This window comes from Streptomyces sp. CB02366 (assembly GCF_001905905.1).
GTDB lineage: Bacteria > Actinomycetota > Actinomycetes > Streptomycetales > Streptomycetaceae > Streptomyces.
Genome location: NZ_LIVT01000007.1, coordinates 37844 through 52765 on the forward strand (window position 1 = coordinate 37844; position 14922 = coordinate 52765).

Below are 14922 nucleotides of genomic sequence, written 5' to 3' on the forward strand. Positions count from 1 at the left end.
GCCTCGCGGTCTCCTCACGGGCCCAGAGCCTGTCTGCCGTCCCTCCAGTAGTCGGCCGCCGCCGCCGGGGAGTTCCCCCCTGTCCGCCGCCCCCTTCCCGCGCCTCACCGGCGGGCCCCGGGCGGTGTGCAGGCGACGTAACCGTCGCCGCCCGCCCGGTGTCATCCCCGGGTAACGGGCTCTTCCTAGATTCGGGAGCGACCGCCGCCCGACCCGCGCTCCTTTGGGAACGCCCGCCCCGAAGGGCCTCCATGACCGCGCCGACCCCGCCGGACGCCCCCGCCACCGACCGGGTGCGCACGGTCTGCTCGTACTGCGGTGTCGGCTGCGGGATCGTCCTCGACGTCGCTATCGGCCCCGACGGCCGCCGCACCGTCGTCAAGGCGTCCGGCGACAAGGAACACCCCTCGAACGCCGGCCGGCTCTGCACCAAGGGCGCGACCGGGGCCGACCTCCTCGCCGCCCCCGGCCGGCTGACCACCGCCCTGGCCCGCTCCGGGCGGGGCGAACAGCCCGCCCCGCTCGCCCGGGACGCCGCCGTCGCGGAGACCGCGCGCCGGCTGCGGTCCGTGCTGGACGCCCACGGTCCGGACGCGATCGCCCTCTACGTCTCCGGGCAGATGTCGCTGGAGGCGCAGTACCTGGCCAACAAACTGGCCAAGGGCTTCATCCGGACCACCGCCATCGAGTCCAACTCCCGTCTCTGCATGGCGAGTGCGGGCAGCGGCTACAAGCTGTCCCTCGGCGCGGACGGCCCGCCCGGCTCCTACGACGACCTCGCCCGCGCCGACGTCTTCCTCGTCATCGGCGCCAACATGGCCGACTGCCATCCCATCCTCTTCCTGCGGATGATGGAGCGCGTCAAGGCGGGCGCGAAACTGATCGTCGTCGACCCCCGGTACAACGCCACCGCCGCCAAGGCCGACCTGTACCTGCGTATCCGGCCCGGCACCGACCTGGCGCTCCTCAACGGGCTGCTGCACCTCCTCGTCGAGAACGGGCACACCGACCCGGAGTTCATCTTCGAACACACCGAGGGCTGGGAGCGGATGCCCGCCTTCCTCCGCGACTACCCGCCCGCCGCGGTGGCGGAGACCACCGGCATCCCCGAGGAGGACATCCGGCGGGCCGCCCGCTGGATCGGCGAGGCGGGCGACTGGACGAGCTGCTGGACGATGGGGCTCAACCAGTCCACCCACGGCACGTGGAACACCAACGCGCTGATCAACCTGCACCTGGCGACCGGCGCGATCTGCCGCCCCGGCAGCGGCCCGTTCTCGCTCACCGGCCAGCCCAACGCCATGGGCGGCCGGGAGATGGGCTACATGGGCCCCGGGCTCCCCGGCCAGCGATCGCTCCTGGTCGAGGAGGACCGCGCCTTCACCGAGGAGCTGTGGGGCATCCCGCCCGGCACCCTGCGCGCGGACGGCCCGGGCGGCGGCACCGTCGAGATGTTCCGGCGCATGGCGGAGGGGGAGATCAAGGCGTGCTGGATCATCTGCACCAACCCGGTCGCCTCGGTCGCCAACCGCCGCACCGTCGTCGAAGGGCTGGAGGCCGCCGAACTCGTCGTCACCCAGGACGTGTTCGCCGAGACCGAGACCAACGCGTACGCCGACATCGTCCTGCCCGCCGCGCTCTGGGCCGAGTCCGAGGGCGTCATGGTCAACTCCGAGCGCACCCTCACCCTGTCCCGCCGGGCCGTGGACCCACCCGGCGAGGCGTGGCCGGACTGGCGGATCATCGCGGCGGTCGCCCGCGCCATGGGGTACGAGGACGCCTTCGACTACACCTGCGCCGAGGAGGTCTTCGCCGAGATCACCCGCGCGTGGAACCCGCGCACCGGCTACGACCTGCGCGGCATCACTTACGAGAGGCTGCGCGCGACCCCCGTCCAGTGGCCGAGCTCCGATACCGGGGGGCCCGCCCGCAACCCCGTACGCTACCTCGGCGACGGCGTCGGCCGGGAGCAGGCCGTACGGCCCGAGGGGAGCGTGCCGAAGCTCGTCTTCCCCACACCGAGCGGCCGGGCGGTCTTCCACGCGCGCCCGCACCTGCCGCCGGCCGAGATGCCCGACGACGACTTCCCGTTCGTCCTGAACACCGGGCGGCTCCAGCACCAGTGGCACACGCTCACCAAGACGGCGAAGATCGGCAGGCTGAACCGGCTCGACCCGGGCCCGTTCATCGAGATCCACCCGGACGACGCGGCCGCCCTGGGCATCGCGGAGGGCGACGGCGTCGAGGCCGCGTCGCGGCGCGGCCGGGCGGTGCTCCCGGCCCGCATCACCGAACGGGTGCGGGCGGGGGAGTGCTTCGCCCCTTTCCACTGGAACGATCTGTTCGGCGAGTACCTGGGGGTGAACGCCGTGACCAACGACGCGGTCGACCCGATCTCCTTCCAGCCGGAGCTGAAGGTGTGCGCGGTACGGCTGGCGAGGGTGGCCGCCCCCGCCGTACGCTCCGCTCCCACTGCCGCCGTTCCCACTGCCACCGCCCTCACCGCCGCCGAGCGGCCCGCGCCCGCGGGGGTGTTCGGCCTCGTGGACGCCCCGGCTCCGGCGGGCGGTACGGGGCCGGCGAGCGCCCTGGGGCCGGCGGACACGGCCCCGCCCCTCCTCACCGGAGCCGAACGCCGCTATCTCGCCGGATTCCTCGCGGGGCTGGGGGAGCGCCCCTCGGGCATTCCGGTGCTCCCGGCGGGCGCCCCGTTCGCCCCGGACCACGCGCTGTGGGTCAACGGAATGCTGGCGGGAGCCCACTCCCGGCTCCCGGAGCCGCGGAACCCGGCGACCGCCCCCGCGGCGCCGGCGAGCACCCCGCCCGAGCAGGGCCGCCCGGTCCTCGTGCTCTGGGCCTCGCAGACCGGCAACGCCGAGGAGGCCGCGGCGACGGCGGCCCGGACGCTGGCCGACGAGGGGTACCGCACCACGCTCCTCGGCATGGACGACGCAACGCCCCAGGCTCTGCCGCGCCCCGCCGACCTCCTCGTCGTCACCAGCACCTTCGGCGACGGCGACGCCCCCGACAACGGCTCCGGCTTCTGGGAGTCGCTGAACACCCCCGGAGCGCCGCGGCTGGAGGGCCTGCGCTACGCCGTCCTCGCGCTCGGCGACTCCTCGTACGACGACTTCTGCGGCCACGGCCGCCGACTGGACGAACGGCTGGGCGAGCTGGGCGCGGAGCGGCTCGTCCCCCGCACCGACTGCGAACCCGAGTACGAACAGCCCTTCGAACAGTGGCTCAAGGAGATCCGGACGGCGCTGGAGGCGGAGGCAGGGCCGAACCCCCGGACCGCGACCGCCCCCACGATCGCGACCGCCTCCACGACCGGGGCCGCCCCCACGACCGCCGCCGGGACCGGGACGACGCCCTCGGCCGGTACCCCCGCCACGACGCCGCCCGCCCCCGCCCACCCCGCCCGGCCCGCGCCCGTCACCGCCCTCCTCACCGGGAACCGCCTGCTGAGCCTGCCCGGAGCGGCGAAGGAGGTCCGCGCCTTCACGATCGACACGCGGCACGCCGACACCCCCCTGACCTACACGGCCGGGGACGCCCTCGGCGTGCAGCCCCTCAACTGCCCCGGCCTGGTGGCCGAATGGCTCGACGCCACCGGCCTCGACCCCGCCGCCGAGGTGGAGGTCCCCGGCCACGGCCCGGTCGCGATGGGCGAAGCCCTGCACCGCCACCTCGACATCACCCGCGTCACCCCGGACCTGCTGCGCCTGGTCGCGGACCGGACCGGGGACCGGGTGCTGAGGAAGCTGCTGCGCCCCGACAACAAGGGCGAGCGGGACCGGTGGGCCTGGGGGCGGCAGGCCGTCGACGTCCTCGCCGAACACCCGGTACGGGCCACGGCCGCGACCTGGGCCGAGGTGCTGGGGCCGCTCCGCCCCCGGCTGTACTCCATCGCCTCCAGCCCGCTCGCGGACCCCCACCGGATGCGGCTGACCGTCTCCGTGGTCCGCTACGAGAGCCGCCTCGGGCGGATGCGCAAGGGCGTGGCCTCCGCGTTCCTGGCCGACGCCGGCCCCGACAGCCCGCTGCCCGTGTTCGTCCGGCGCAACGACCGCTTCGGCCCGCCCGCCGACCCGGCCACCCCGATGATCATGATCGGCCCCGGGACCGGGATCGCCCCGTTCCTCGGCTTCCTGGAGGAGCGGCGGGCGCTCGGGCACTCGGGCGCCAACTGGCTGTTCTTCGGCGAGCAGCACCGGGCCACGGACTTCTACTACCGCGAAGAACTCGACGCCCTGATCCGCTCGGGCACCCTCACCCGGCTGGACACCGCCTTCTCCCGGGACCAGCGCGCCAAGGTCTACGTCCAGGACCGGATGCGCGAGCACGGGGCCCGGCTCTGGTCCTGGCTCCGCGACGGCGCCCACCTCTACGTCTGCGGCGACGCCTCCCGCATGGCCAAGGACGTGGACCGGGCGCTGCGCGACATCGCCGTGGCCCACGGCGGACTCGCCCCCGAAGCCGCCGCCGCGCAGGTGAAGCGGCTAGCCTCGGACCGCCGATACGTACGTGACGTGTACTGAACGAGGGAGCACGGCGATGACCTGGGCGGACGTACCCGTGGACACCGGCTCACCGGCGGCGGGCGCGGTCCTGCTGACCGGCGTCCCCGGCAGCGGCAAGAGCACGGTGGCCCCCGCGCTCGCCGCCCGGTTCGCCGCCGCCGCCCACATCGAGGTGGACGGGCTCCAGGAGCTCATCGTCTCCGGCGGCCGGTGGCCCACGCCCGAGGGGGACCGGGAGGCGGACCGGCAGATCTTCCTCCGTGCCCGCAACGCCTGCCTGCTGGCGGGCAGTTTCGCCGCCGCGGGTTTTCTGCCCGTCATCGACGACGTCGTCGTACGCCGTGCCCACCGGGACTTCTACCGCGCCGCGTTCACCGCCGGACCGCTGCACGTCGTGGTCCTGGCGCCGGGCGCGGCGAAGGCCGGGGAGCGCAACCTCGGCCGGGACAAGAGGCTGACGACGGACTGGTCCCCGTTGGACGCGGTGATGCGCGACGAGTTGGCCGACGAGAAGATCTGGATCGACAACGCGGAGCTGACCGTGGACGAGACGGTCGACGCGGTCCTGGCCGCCACCGGTCTGATGCCCCCGGGGCCCTGAGCCACGGCCACCGGAACGTCGGTATCAGCATCGATGTCAGACCCCCGCCGTACGGTGAGGACATCTATCCGCGCTGCTGGCTGCTGCGCTGCTGGATCGCCCCGCCCGGCTGCTCCCGGGCGGGGCGCACACCCGCCGGGTCAGCCCGCCGACTCGCCCGCGTGCGGACTCAGCGCACCGGTCCAGATCAGCGCGAAGATGACGATGCCGAGCAGGATGCGGTAGATCACGAACGGCATGAAGGACTTCGTGGTGATGAACTTCATGAACCAGGCGATGACGGCGTAGCCGACGAAGAAGGCCACCAGGGTCGCGAAGACGGTCGGGCCCCAGGAGACGTGTCCCTCGCCCACGTCCTTGAGCTCGTAGGCGCCCGAGGCGAGCACGGCGGGGATCGCCAGGAGGAACGAGTAGCGGGCGGCCGACTCGCGGGTGTAGCCCATCAGCAGGCCGCCGCTGATCGTGGCGCCCGAGCGGGAGACGCCGGGGATCAGCGCCATCGCCTGGCAGACCCCGTAGATCAGGCCGTCCTTGACCCCCAGGTCCTTGAGCGTCTTGCGCTCCTTCGCCACGCGGTGCCTGCCGCCCGTCTCGTCCCGTGCGGCCAGCCGGTCCGCGACGCCCAGCACGACGCCCATGACGATCAGCGTCGTCGCGATCAGCCGCAGATCACGGAAGGGGCCCTCGATCTGGTCCTTGAGCGTGAGGCCCAGCACGCCGATCGGGATCGAGCCGACGATGACCAGCCAACCCATCTGGGCGTCGTGGTCGCCGCGCATCGTACGGTCCGTCAGGGAGCGGAACCAGGCGGACAGGATGCGGGCGATGTCCTTGCGGAAGTAGATGAGCACCGCGGTCTCGGTGCCGATCTGGGTGATCGCGGTGAACGCCGCCCCCGGGTCGTGCCAGCCGGCGAACGCGGCCGTCAGCCGCAGGTGCGCGCTGGAGGAGATCGGCAGGAACTCGGTGAGTCCCTGGACGAGTCCCAGGACGAATGATTCGAACCAGCTCATGGGGGTTAGGCCATCCCGGAGGTGATCGTGCACCGGCCGCGGACTGCTGGCCCGCCGGCCGCGTGCACAGTGCAGAGTGCGGTCAAGGATCAAGGACATCGAGGTCGCGGGCAGCGTATCGCCCGAAGGTGAACGCCAGGCCGACTGCGCCGGTCGTCCACGTGCCGTCGTGCGCTCAGCCCTTCGGCGTGTCCCGGCCCAGCCGGTGGCGCTTGCGCCAGGCCACCAGCGCCCCGCCGAGAGCGGACAGCACGATGAAACCCATCGCCGCCAGGAACACGGGCGAGGTCGGCGACGCGGCCTCGCTGCCGGCTATCACGTACGCCGCCGTGTTCGGGATCGACCCGAGACCGGTGGCCAGGAGGAACGGCGGAGCGCCCATCCGGGAGGTCGCCGCACAGTAGTTGGCGGCGGCGAACGGGACTCCGGGGAAGAGCCGCAGCGCCAGGACCGACCGGAACGCGTGCCGGCTCAGCACCCCGTCGGCGGCGGTGAGCAGCTTCCCGCGCAACAGCGTCCGCAGCGCGTCCTGTCCCAGCACCCGGCCCAGCATGAACGACACGCCCGCGCCCAGCACCGTGCCCGCCAGCGCCGCGGCCAGACCCGTCTGCGCGCCGAACAACGCGCCCGCGGCGATGTTCAGCAGCGGGCGGGGCACGAACGCCACCGTCAGCGCCCCGTAGGCGAGCCCGAAGAGCATCGCGGCGGTGCCGCCGGTCAACTGGGCCGGCCAGCCCGACGCGAGGAGCCGCTGCGGCTCGAACAGCAGCATGGTCGACGCGGCCCCGAGAAGGACGACCACGAGCAGCGAGAGCCGGGACCACGGCGACAGGAGCGCCCGGGAGAGGCGCACGGCCGGGCCGGCGGCGGGCCGGGCGGTGGGGACGGGGTCGAACATTCGGGGAGAGTAACCGAAAAGGGTGTGTGATCGCCGTAATGTGCGTCGCGTGAGCCCCGTCCCGGACGTCCCCGTCCCACCGGATTCCGCCCCCGCGGCCCCCGCCCCGCCCGACAGCGTGCTCGCCGACGCCGTCCTGGAGCGCCTCGTCGCGGCGTACGCTCCGGCCGCCGACCCCGTACGGGCGGAGGGGGCCGCCGCGTACATGAAGCACGTCGCGCCCTTCCTCGGCATCCCCGCTCCCGAGCGCCGCGCCCTGTCGCGGACCGTGCTGGCGGACCTCGGGCGACCCGAGGAGCGGGACTGCGCGGCGGTCGCGCTGCGCTGCTGGCGGCTGCCGGAGAGGGAGTACCACTACTTCGCCGCCGACTACCTCCGCCGGTACGCGAACCGCTGCACCTCCGGCTTCCTGCCCGTCCTGCACCGCCTCGTCACCACCGCCCCCTGGTGGGACACGGTCGACGTGCTCGCCGCGTATGTCGCGGGCCCCCTGGTCGCCGCCGATCCGGCGCTCGTACGCGCGATGGACCGGTGGATCGACGCCCCCGACATCTGGACGGCCAGGACCGCCCTGCTGCACCAGCTGCGCCACAAGGAAGCCACCGACGCCGAGAGGCTGTTCGACTACTGCCTGCGCCGCGCGGACCACCCGGACTTCTTCATCCGCAAGGCGATCGGCTGGGCGCTGCGCGAGTACGCCAAGACCGATCCCGCCGCCGTCCGCGACTTCGTGGCAGGAGCGGGAACCCGCCTGTCGCCGCTCTCCGCGCGTGAGGCCCTCAAGAACCTCTGACGCGCCCTGCGGAGCGGGGAAGGCCGGGGAAAACCATTCGACGCGCCCGCCGCGCCCGGACATGATGCAGAGCATGTTCCGGTACGCCTTCCTCGCAGCGCCGTCCGCGGTCGCGGACGCGCCGAAGGCTGCCGTGAACGAGGCGGGCGCCGCGGCCCCCGCTCCGGCCGCGCTCGCAGCAGCAGTCGTCGCAGCGGTGTCCACCGCCGCCGCAGCGCCCTTCGGCGGCGCCCGAAGCTGACCCTCCCCCGACAGTCCGGCGGACCCCGCAAGGGGAGGGTCGGCGGGACCCTGGGGTCTTCTCCATCTCGGCTTCGAACTCTCCAAGAGGAACGAACCATGTCCAAGACGGCTTACGTGCGTACCAAGCCGCACCTCAACATCGGCACCATGGGCCACGTCGACCACGGCAAGACCACCCTCACCGCCGCCATCACCAAGGTCCTCAGCGAGCGCGGAGGCAGCACCTCCTACGTGTCCTTCGACCGGATCGACCGTGCGCCCGAGGAGGCCCGGCGCGGTATCACCATCAACATCGCGCACGTCGAGTACGAGACCGACACCCGCCACTACGCGCACGTCGACATGCCCGGCCACGCCGACTACATCAAGAACATGGTCACGGGAGCGGCGCAGCTCGACGGGGCGATCCTCGTCGTCTCCGCCCTCGACGGGGTCATGCCGCAGACCGCCGAGCACGTCCTGCTGGCCCGTCAAGTGGGCGTCGACCACATCGTCGTCGCGCTCAACAAGGCCGACGCGGGCGACCCCGAGCTGACCGACCTGGTCGAGCTGGAGGTCCGCGACCTGCTCTCCGCGCACGGGTACGGCGGCGACGCCGTCCCCGTGGTCCGGGTCTCCGGACTCAAGGCGCTGGAGGGCGACCCGCGCTGGACGGCGGCGATCGAGGGGCTGCTGGACGCCGTCGACACGTACGTGCCGATGCCGGTGCGCTACACCGACGCCCCGTTCCTGCTGTCCGTCGAGAACGTCCTCACCATCACCGGCCGGGGCACCGTCGTCACCGGCGCCGTCGAGCGCGGCACCGTCCGCGTCGGGGACCGGGTCCAGGTGCTGGGCGCGGACGTCGAGACGGTCGTCACCGGCCTGGAGACCTTCGGCAGGCCGATGGAGTCCGCCGAGGCCGGGGACAACGTGGCGCTGCTGCTGCGCGGGGTGGAGCGCGACCGGGTCCGCCGCGGCCACGTCGTCGCCGCGCCGGGCAGCGTCACGCCGAGCCGCCGGTTCGCCGCGCAGGTGTACGTGCTGTCGGCGAAGGAGGGCGGCCGGACCACCCCGGTCGCCACCGGCTACCGGCCGCAGTTCTACATCCGTACGGCGGACGTCGTCGGGGACGTCGACCTCGGGGAGGCGGCCGTCGCGCGTCCCGGCGACACGGTCACGATGACCGTGGAGCTGGGCCGTGACGTCCCGTTGGAGCCCGGTCTCGGCTTCGCGATCCGCGAGGGCGGTCGCACGGTCGGCGCGGGCACGGTCACCGCGCTGCTCTGAGTACCGCCGCGGCCCGCCGCCCCTCCTGCCGAAGGGGTGGCGGGCCGCGGTGCGGGGGAGGCGACAATGGTGGGGTGAACGAGCCGATACCCGTCATCCGCGAGGTCGACCACGGGACCGCCCGGCTGCTGCCCGACGTGGACCGCGACCGGGCCTGGCTGCTCACGGTCGACGACGCCCCCCAGTCCTACGTGGACCTCGACGACCCGTACCACCTGGAGTTCGAGTACGTGCGGCGGCTCGCCCACGTCGTGGACGGCACGGCGGAGCCGGGGGCGCCCCTGGACGTCCTGCACCTGGGCGGCGGCGCGCTGACCCTGCCCCGCTACGTGGCCGCGACCCGTCCCGGCTCGCGGCAGGACGTCGTCGAAGCCGACCGGGGACTGCTGCGGCTGGTCGGTGAGGCGCTGCCGCTGCCCGAAGGGAGCGGTGTCGCCCTCCACGCGGCCGATGCCCGGGAGCGGCTGGAGGCGACGCCCCCCGCCTCCGTGGACCTGCTGATCGCGGACGTCTTCGGCGGTTCACGGGTGCCGGCCCATCTCACCTCCGTGGAGTACGCGCGGTCCGCCGGGCGGGCGCTGCGGGAGGACGGGGTCTACGCGGCCAACCTGGCCGACAGCGCGCCGTTCGCCTTCCTCCGCTCGCAACTGGCGAACTTCGCCGCGGTCTTCCGCGAGGCGGCGCTGGTCGCGGAACCGGCGGTCCTGCGCGGGCGGCGCTTCGGCAACGTCGTCCTGCTCGCCTCGCACGCGCCCCTCGACACGGCCCCGCTCGTCCGGCGCTGCGCGGCGGACGCCTTCCCCGCACGGGTCGCCCACGGCTCCGCGCTGACCCGGTTCCTCGGCGCGGCCCGCCCGGTCGCGGACGCGGACGCCGTCGCTTCGCCCGAACCGCCCGCGGGGGCCTTCAGCGTGGGCTGAGGCGCCCGGCGGGCGGGGCGGGGCGGCGGGAACGGGCCGGTGCGGGCCGCCGGTGTCAGCCGGTGGGCTGACCGGCGAGGCGGACCGTGCTGAGGATCTGCTGGATGGTGGTGTCCGGCAGCTCGTCCTTGACGCCCTCGGCGCCGTAGAGGACCCAGGTCGAGTAGTCGCCCTTGGCGTTCTTGAAGGAGAAGGCGATCGACTTCCCGTCGCTGTCGCACTTCTCCTTGTTGGCCAGGCCCAGGGCGGTGGCCTGGACGACGCTGCCGGAGAGCCCCGACTTGGTGGTGAAGGGCTTGGGCTTGCCGACCTTGACCTTGGACTTCGGGTCGAGCTGGGCGTAGGCGGCCCACACGAAGTTGCCGGCCTCGGCCGTCGCGGCCTCGTCGGTGTTCTTGGCGCCCTGGGCGCCCTTCGTCCCGACGCCGGCGAGGCCGGTGTCCTCCTCGCTGCCGTCCCCGTCGGAGTCGTCGACGCACCACTTGCTCTTGTAGTAGGCGGGCGCGGAGAAGCCGGCGACCGGCGACCCGTCCCCCTTCTTGGCGTCCTCGAAACCGGCGAACGTTCCCGAGCTGGAGACCTCCCAGTCCCCGGGAACGTCGAACTGCGTGCCCCACTTGGGGTTGGTGACGACCTTCCAGCCCGGAATGAGCGGCTTGGGGTCGCTGTCGGAGCCGCGCGGGTTCTCCGCCGGCGCGGAGCCGGTGGCCCCTTCGCCGGGCTCGGCGCTCGGCGACGCGGACGTCTTGGGGTCGGCGACGGTCTTGCCGTCGTCGTCCTTGCCGAGCACGAGGAAGCCGGTGACGCCCGCCGCGATCACGACGGCGGTCGCCGCGACGATCGCCGTGATCACCGTCTTCTTCTTGTCGTCACCGGGCTTCGGCCCGCCGGGCGGACCCGGGACGGCGTACTGCGGCGCCGTCGGCTGCTGGTAGGGGTTGGGCTGCTGGTAGCCCGGCTGCCCGCCGGGCGGCGGGCCCTGCGGGTAGCCGTAACCCGGCTGCGCGGGCTCTCCCTGCTGCGGGTGCCCCGGTTGCTGGTAAGGGTTGGGCTGCTGGTACCCCGGCTGCTGGTACGGGTTCTGGTCCTGCGGGTTCTGCTCGCCCCCGGGCGGCTGCGTTCCTGGCCACATGGCCAGTAACCATAGATGGAGCATGCGGCCACTTCTACGGCCGCCCTGTACCGGAGCCGTCACAAGAGGGTGGCCAAACGCTGCTACCCGTGAGTAACATCCTGGCATGAGCGCTGAACAGATGACCGTGGGCGAGATGCTCGTCGCGACCGTTCCGATGGCCCGGACCCTCAACCTCGAATTCCTGGAGACGACGCCGGAGCGCGCCGTCGTCCGGCTGCCCGACCAGGCGGAGTACCACAACCACCTCGGCGGCCCGCACGCCGGAGCGATGTTCACGCTCGCCGAGTCCGCCAGCGGCGCGATCGTCATCGCCGCCTTCGGCGACCAGATGTCACGCGCCGTGCCGCTCGCCGTGAAGGCGGAGATCGGCTACAAGAAGCTGGCCAAGGGCGAGGTCACGGCGACCGCGACCCTCGGCCGCCCCATCGCCGACGTCGTCGCCGAGCTGGACGCCGGGCAGCGGCCGGAATTCCCCGTGGCCGTCGAGATCCGGCGCGCCGACGGGGCGGTCACGGGTGAGATGACCGTCGTGTGGACCCTGCGCCCCCACAACTGACCGTCCGCCGCGCGGGTACGAGACCGGGCCGCGGCCCGGTCTCGTACGGCGGGGGCGCGGGCGGGCCCTCAGCCTCCGTGCGCCTCGCCCTCCCCGGGCCCGGCCTCGTGCGCCTCGCGGTGGGCCTTGGCCAGCTCCACGTACCCGGCCGCGTTGAAGCGGATGCTCTCCAGCTCCTCGGGGGTCAGCGGCCGCTTCACCTTCGCGGGCACCCCGGCGACGAGCGAGCCCGGCGGTACGCGCATCCCCTGCGGCACGAGCGCCTGTGCCGCGACCAGCGAACCCGCACCGATGTGCGCCCCGTTCAGGACCGTGGCGCCCATCCCGACCAGCACGTCGTCCTCGATCACACAGCCGTGCAGCACCGCGTTGTGGCCGACCGAGACCCGCGCGCCCACGGTCAGCGGGAACCCGGGATCGGTGTGCACGCTGCAGTTGTCCTGGACATTGCTGTCGGGACCGATCGAGATGGGGCCGCAGTCGGCGCGCAGCACCGCCTGGTACCAGACGCTGGAGCCCGCGGCGAGCGTCACCTCGCCGATCACCACGGAGGTCGGGGCCGTGAACGCGTCCGCGTCGACGTCCGGCTCCTTGCCGCCCATGCCCGTGATCAACGCCTGCTCCGCCATCGCCTGCTCCTTCGCGCCGGTGTGGTGCCGTCCCACACGGTAGGGGACGGCTGCCGCCGGCCGCCGCGCGGTGGGGCGAACATCACAGGTCACCGCGCGGATCGCCCGCCGCGCCGCCGACTACCGTGAGCGCGTGCCGAAGAACCGAAACACGTTCTCCCTCCTCGCCCGCCTCCCGCGCCGCGCCGCCTCCCGCGCCGTCCACCGCGGCTGGGCCTGGGCGCAGCGGGCGGGCGCGGTCACCGCCGAGCACCCCGGGCGGCTGCGGTTCCGCGCGATCGGCCCCGGGACCCGGCTGGCCTTCCCGCAGGGAACCGTGTTCGGGGAGCGGTGGATCGAGCTGGGCGCGCACTGCGTCATCGGCGAGCAGGTCACGCTCACCGCCGGGATGATGCCGGACCTGGACCTGGGCCCCGACACCGTCCTCACCGTGGGCGACGGCGTGGTGCTGGGACGCGGCAGCCACGTGATCGCGGACACGACGGTGACGATCGGCTCGGACACGTACTGCGGCCCCTACGTCTACATCACCTCCACGAACCACAGCTACGACGACCCGCACGAGCCCGTGGGCAGGCAGTGGCCCCGGATGGAACCGGTGACGGTCGGCCCCGGCTGCTGGATAGGGACCGGCGCGGTGATCCTGCCCGGGGCCCGCCTCGGCCGGAACGTGGTGGTCGCGGCGGGCGCGGTCGTCCGGGGCGAGGTCCCCGACCACGCGGTGGTGGCCGGGGCGCCCGCCCGCGTCGTCCGCAGCTGGGATCCGCGGAAGGGGTGGCAGCCGCCCCTGCGGACGCCCGCCCCCGTGCCGATACCCGAGGGCGTCACGCCCGAACAGCTGCTCGCCCTCGCCGAACCGGACGAGGCCCGCGACACCCCGCGAGGCGGCGGTACGGCCCCGTGAGCAGGGGGAGCGCCCGCGAGGCAGTGCAATATTCTTGACCCCGGCATGCGCCGTACGCGACCCAGCCACCCGCACTCGGCTCTCCGCATCCGGGTCTCCACGCCCCGGTCTCCCCACTCCGCCATCCACCGCAGGGACGGTACGTGTCCGACCTCGACCAGCTCACCCAGTCGCTGGCCCGCAACCTCAAGCGCTGGCGCGGCGAGCGCGGCTTCACCCTCGACGCCCTCGCCGCCCGCGCCGGGGTCAGCCGCGGGATGATCATCCAGATCGAGCAGGCGCGGACGAACCCGAGCGTCGGCACGACCGTGAAGCTGGCCGACGCCCTCGGCGTCAGCATCACCACCCTCCTCGACCACGAGCAGGGCGCCCAGGTCAGGCTGGTCCCGGAGAGCCGGGCCGTCCGCATGTGGTCCACCGAGGCGGGAAGCTCCACCACCCTGCTGGTCGGCGCGGAGGCCCGCGGCCCGCTCGAACTGTGGAGCTGCCGGCTGATGCCGGGGGAGGGCACCGCCTCCGACCCGCACCCCGAGGGCACCGTCGAACTCCTCCACGTGACCGCGGGCGAACTGACGCTCCTGGTCGACGGACGCGCCCACCCGGTGCCCGCCGGGACCTCCGCCGCCTTCGAGGCGCACGTACCGCACGGCTACCGCAACGACGGGGGCGAGCCGACCGCGTTCACCATGACCGTCGCCATCCCGCCGGTCCGCTGAGCCGCCCGCCCGGGGCGCCGGAGGCCGGGGCGCCCCGCCGAGGCTTCCAGCCGGTGGGACGCCCCGCCCGGCCCGCCCCGACGCTGTTAGCGTGAACGCCATGCGCGCACCCATCGGAACGTTCGAGGACGCCGCTCCCGCCGCGGAACGGCTCGACCTCCTGCCCGCCCCCGTCGTCGCGGCGCTCACCGCCGGGTGGGGCGGATTCACCGCCGGGCAGATCCTCCACGTCGACAGCGACCCGGCCGTCGCCGACACCGCCGTCTTCGCCGAGCACCACGGCGCCGACCTGCTCGACACCTCCGCCAACTGCGTCGTCGTGGCGGGCAAGCGCGGCCAGGACGTCACCCTCGCCGCCTGCGTGGTGCTCTCCCGCACCCGGGTCGACGTCAACGGCGCGGTCCGCAAGCACCTCGGAGCCCGCAAGGCGTCCTTCGCCCCCATGGAGACGGCGGTCGGCGAGAGCGGCATGGAGTACGGCGGCATCACCCCCATCGGCCTGCCCGCCGCCTGGCCCCTCCTGCTGGACCCCGCCGTGGTGGACGAGGAATGGGTGCTGATCGGCAGCGGCAGCCGGCGCGGCAAGCTCATCGCCCCCGGCAAGGCGCTCGCGGCCCTCCCGGGAGCGGTGGTCGTCGAGGGCCTGGGCGTCTGATCCCGCCCCGGCCCTTCCCCCCCCCCCCGGTCTTCCCGGCCGTGCTCCTCGGCGCCTTCCCCGGCGG

At 73.8% G+C, this 14922-nt stretch carries 14 protein-coding genes; 10 read left to right on the forward strand and 4 right to left on the reverse strand.

Annotated features, from left to right (window positions below):
- Nucleotides 1-251 precede the first annotated feature (251 nt).
- Both AMK24_RS21085 and AMK24_RS21090 read left to right on the forward strand, forming a co-directional pair.
- Nucleotides 252-4541, forward strand: coding sequence for a bifunctional nitrate reductase/sulfite reductase flavoprotein subunit alpha (locus AMK24_RS21085; RefSeq protein ID WP_073770376.1), 4290 nt, complete (start codon nucleotides 252-254; stop codon nucleotides 4539-4541).
- Between the two features lie 16 nt (nucleotides 4542-4557).
- On the forward strand, nucleotides 4558-5124 hold the full coding sequence (locus AMK24_RS21090) for an AAA family ATPase (RefSeq protein WP_073770377.1): 567 nt from the start codon (nucleotides 4558-4560) through the stop codon (nucleotides 5122-5124).
- Between the two features lie 140 nt (nucleotides 5125-5264).
- Here the strand turns inward: AMK24_RS21090 and AMK24_RS21095 are convergent, their stop codons facing one another.
- Nucleotides 5265-6137 carry an undecaprenyl-diphosphate phosphatase gene (locus AMK24_RS21095; RefSeq protein WP_073770378.1) on the reverse strand — a complete coding sequence of 291 codons (873 nt, stop codon included), beginning with the start codon at nucleotides 6135-6137 and terminating at the stop codon, nucleotides 5265-5267.
- A gap of 175 nt (nucleotides 6138-6312) precedes the next feature.
- On the reverse strand, nucleotides 6313-7035 hold the full coding sequence (locus AMK24_RS21100) for a TVP38/TMEM64 family protein (protein WP_073770379.1): 723 nt from the start codon (nucleotides 7033-7035) through the stop codon (nucleotides 6313-6315).
- A 40-nt stretch (nucleotides 7036-7075) separates the two neighbouring features.
- Between AMK24_RS21100 and AMK24_RS21105 the strand changes: the two genes are divergently transcribed.
- From AMK24_RS21105 to AMK24_RS21120, 4 genes are all read left to right on the forward strand, one after another.
- Nucleotides 7076-7828 (forward strand): DNA alkylation repair protein, encoded by a 753-nt coding sequence (locus AMK24_RS21105; RefSeq protein ID WP_079190575.1) that lies wholly within the window; start codon nucleotides 7076-7078, stop codon nucleotides 7826-7828.
- Nucleotides 7829-7901: 73 nt separating this feature from the next.
- Nucleotides 7902-8069: a hypothetical protein gene (locus AMK24_RS34270; protein ID WP_199876473.1), complete on the forward strand. Its 168-nt coding sequence runs from the start codon at nucleotides 7902-7904 to the stop codon at nucleotides 8067-8069.
- A gap of 98 nt (nucleotides 8070-8167) precedes the next feature.
- Nucleotides 8168-9340: an elongation factor Tu gene (tuf, locus tag AMK24_RS21115; RefSeq protein WP_073770382.1), complete on the forward strand. Its 1173-nt coding sequence runs from the start codon at nucleotides 8168-8170 to the stop codon at nucleotides 9338-9340.
- A 74-nt stretch (nucleotides 9341-9414) separates the two neighbouring features.
- Nucleotides 9415-10260: a spermidine synthase gene (locus tag AMK24_RS21120; RefSeq protein WP_073770383.1), complete on the forward strand. Its 846-nt coding sequence runs from the start codon at nucleotides 9415-9417 to the stop codon at nucleotides 10258-10260.
- A 55-nt stretch (nucleotides 10261-10315) separates the two neighbouring features.
- Here the strand turns inward: AMK24_RS21120 and AMK24_RS21125 are convergent, their stop codons facing one another.
- Nucleotides 10316-11392 (reverse strand): hypothetical protein, encoded by a 1077-nt coding sequence (locus tag AMK24_RS21125; RefSeq protein WP_073770384.1) that lies wholly within the window; start codon nucleotides 11390-11392, stop codon nucleotides 10316-10318.
- Between the two features lie 121 nt (nucleotides 11393-11513).
- On the opposite strand from AMK24_RS21125, the gene AMK24_RS21130 reads away from it, so the two are divergent.
- Nucleotides 11514-11951 carry a DUF4442 domain-containing protein gene (locus AMK24_RS21130; RefSeq protein ID WP_073770385.1) on the forward strand — a complete coding sequence of 146 codons (438 nt, stop codon included), beginning with the start codon at nucleotides 11514-11516 and terminating at the stop codon, nucleotides 11949-11951.
- Between the two features lie 68 nt (nucleotides 11952-12019).
- On the opposite strand, the gene AMK24_RS21135 is transcribed toward AMK24_RS21130, so the two are convergent.
- Nucleotides 12020-12580, reverse strand: coding sequence for a gamma carbonic anhydrase family protein (locus AMK24_RS21135; RefSeq protein WP_073770386.1), 561 nt, complete (start codon nucleotides 12578-12580; stop codon nucleotides 12020-12022).
- Between the two features lie 133 nt (nucleotides 12581-12713).
- Here AMK24_RS21135 and AMK24_RS21140 point away from each other — a divergent pair, with 133 nt between their 5' ends.
- From AMK24_RS21140 to AMK24_RS21150, 3 genes are all read left to right on the forward strand, one after another.
- A complete protein-coding gene (locus AMK24_RS21140; protein WP_073770571.1) occupies nucleotides 12714-13484 on the forward strand; it encodes an acyltransferase in 771 nt (256 codons plus the stop codon).
- Nucleotides 13485-13627: 143 nt separating this feature from the next.
- The gene (locus tag AMK24_RS21145; protein ID WP_073770387.1) at nucleotides 13628-14200 is read left to right on the forward strand and encodes a helix-turn-helix domain-containing protein; all 573 of its coding nucleotides are present in this window, start codon (nucleotides 13628-13630) and stop codon (nucleotides 14198-14200) included.
- Between the two features lie 100 nt (nucleotides 14201-14300).
- Nucleotides 14301-14855 carry a YbaK/EbsC family protein gene (locus tag AMK24_RS21150; RefSeq protein WP_073770388.1) on the forward strand — a complete coding sequence of 185 codons (555 nt, stop codon included), beginning with the start codon at nucleotides 14301-14303 and terminating at the stop codon, nucleotides 14853-14855.
- Nucleotides 14856-14922 lie beyond the last annotated feature (67 nt).

Coding starts and splice junctions, on each gene's coding strand:
- AMK24_RS21085 (WP_073770376.1), top strand. CDS start 252: ATGACCGCGCCGACCCCGCCGGACGCCCCCGCCACCGACCGGGTGCGC.
- AMK24_RS21090 (WP_073770377.1), top strand. CDS start 4,558: ATGACCTGGGCGGACGTACCCGTGGACACCGGCTCACCGGCGGCGGGC.
- AMK24_RS21095 (WP_073770378.1), bottom strand. CDS start 6,137: ATGAGCTGGTTCGAATCATTCGTCCTGGGACTCGTCCAGGGACTCACC.
- AMK24_RS21100 (WP_073770379.1), bottom strand. CDS start 7,035: ATGTTCGACCCCGTCCCCACCGCCCGGCCCGCCGCCGGCCCGGCCGTG.
- AMK24_RS34270 (WP_199876473.1), top strand. CDS start 7,902: ATGTTCCGGTACGCCTTCCTCGCAGCGCCGTCCGCGGTCGCGGACGCG.
- tuf (WP_073770382.1), top strand. CDS start 8,168: ATGTCCAAGACGGCTTACGTGCGTACCAAGCCGCACCTCAACATCGGC.
- AMK24_RS21125 (WP_073770384.1), bottom strand. CDS start 11,392: ATGTGGCCAGGAACGCAGCCGCCCGGGGGCGAGCAGAACCCGCAGGAC.
- AMK24_RS21130 (WP_073770385.1), top strand. CDS start 11,514: ATGACCGTGGGCGAGATGCTCGTCGCGACCGTTCCGATGGCCCGGACC.
- AMK24_RS21135 (WP_073770386.1), bottom strand. CDS start 12,580: ATGGCGGAGCAGGCGTTGATCACGGGCATGGGCGGCAAGGAGCCGGAC.
- AMK24_RS21150 (WP_073770388.1), top strand. CDS start 14,301: ATGCGCGCACCCATCGGAACGTTCGAGGACGCCGCTCCCGCCGCGGAA.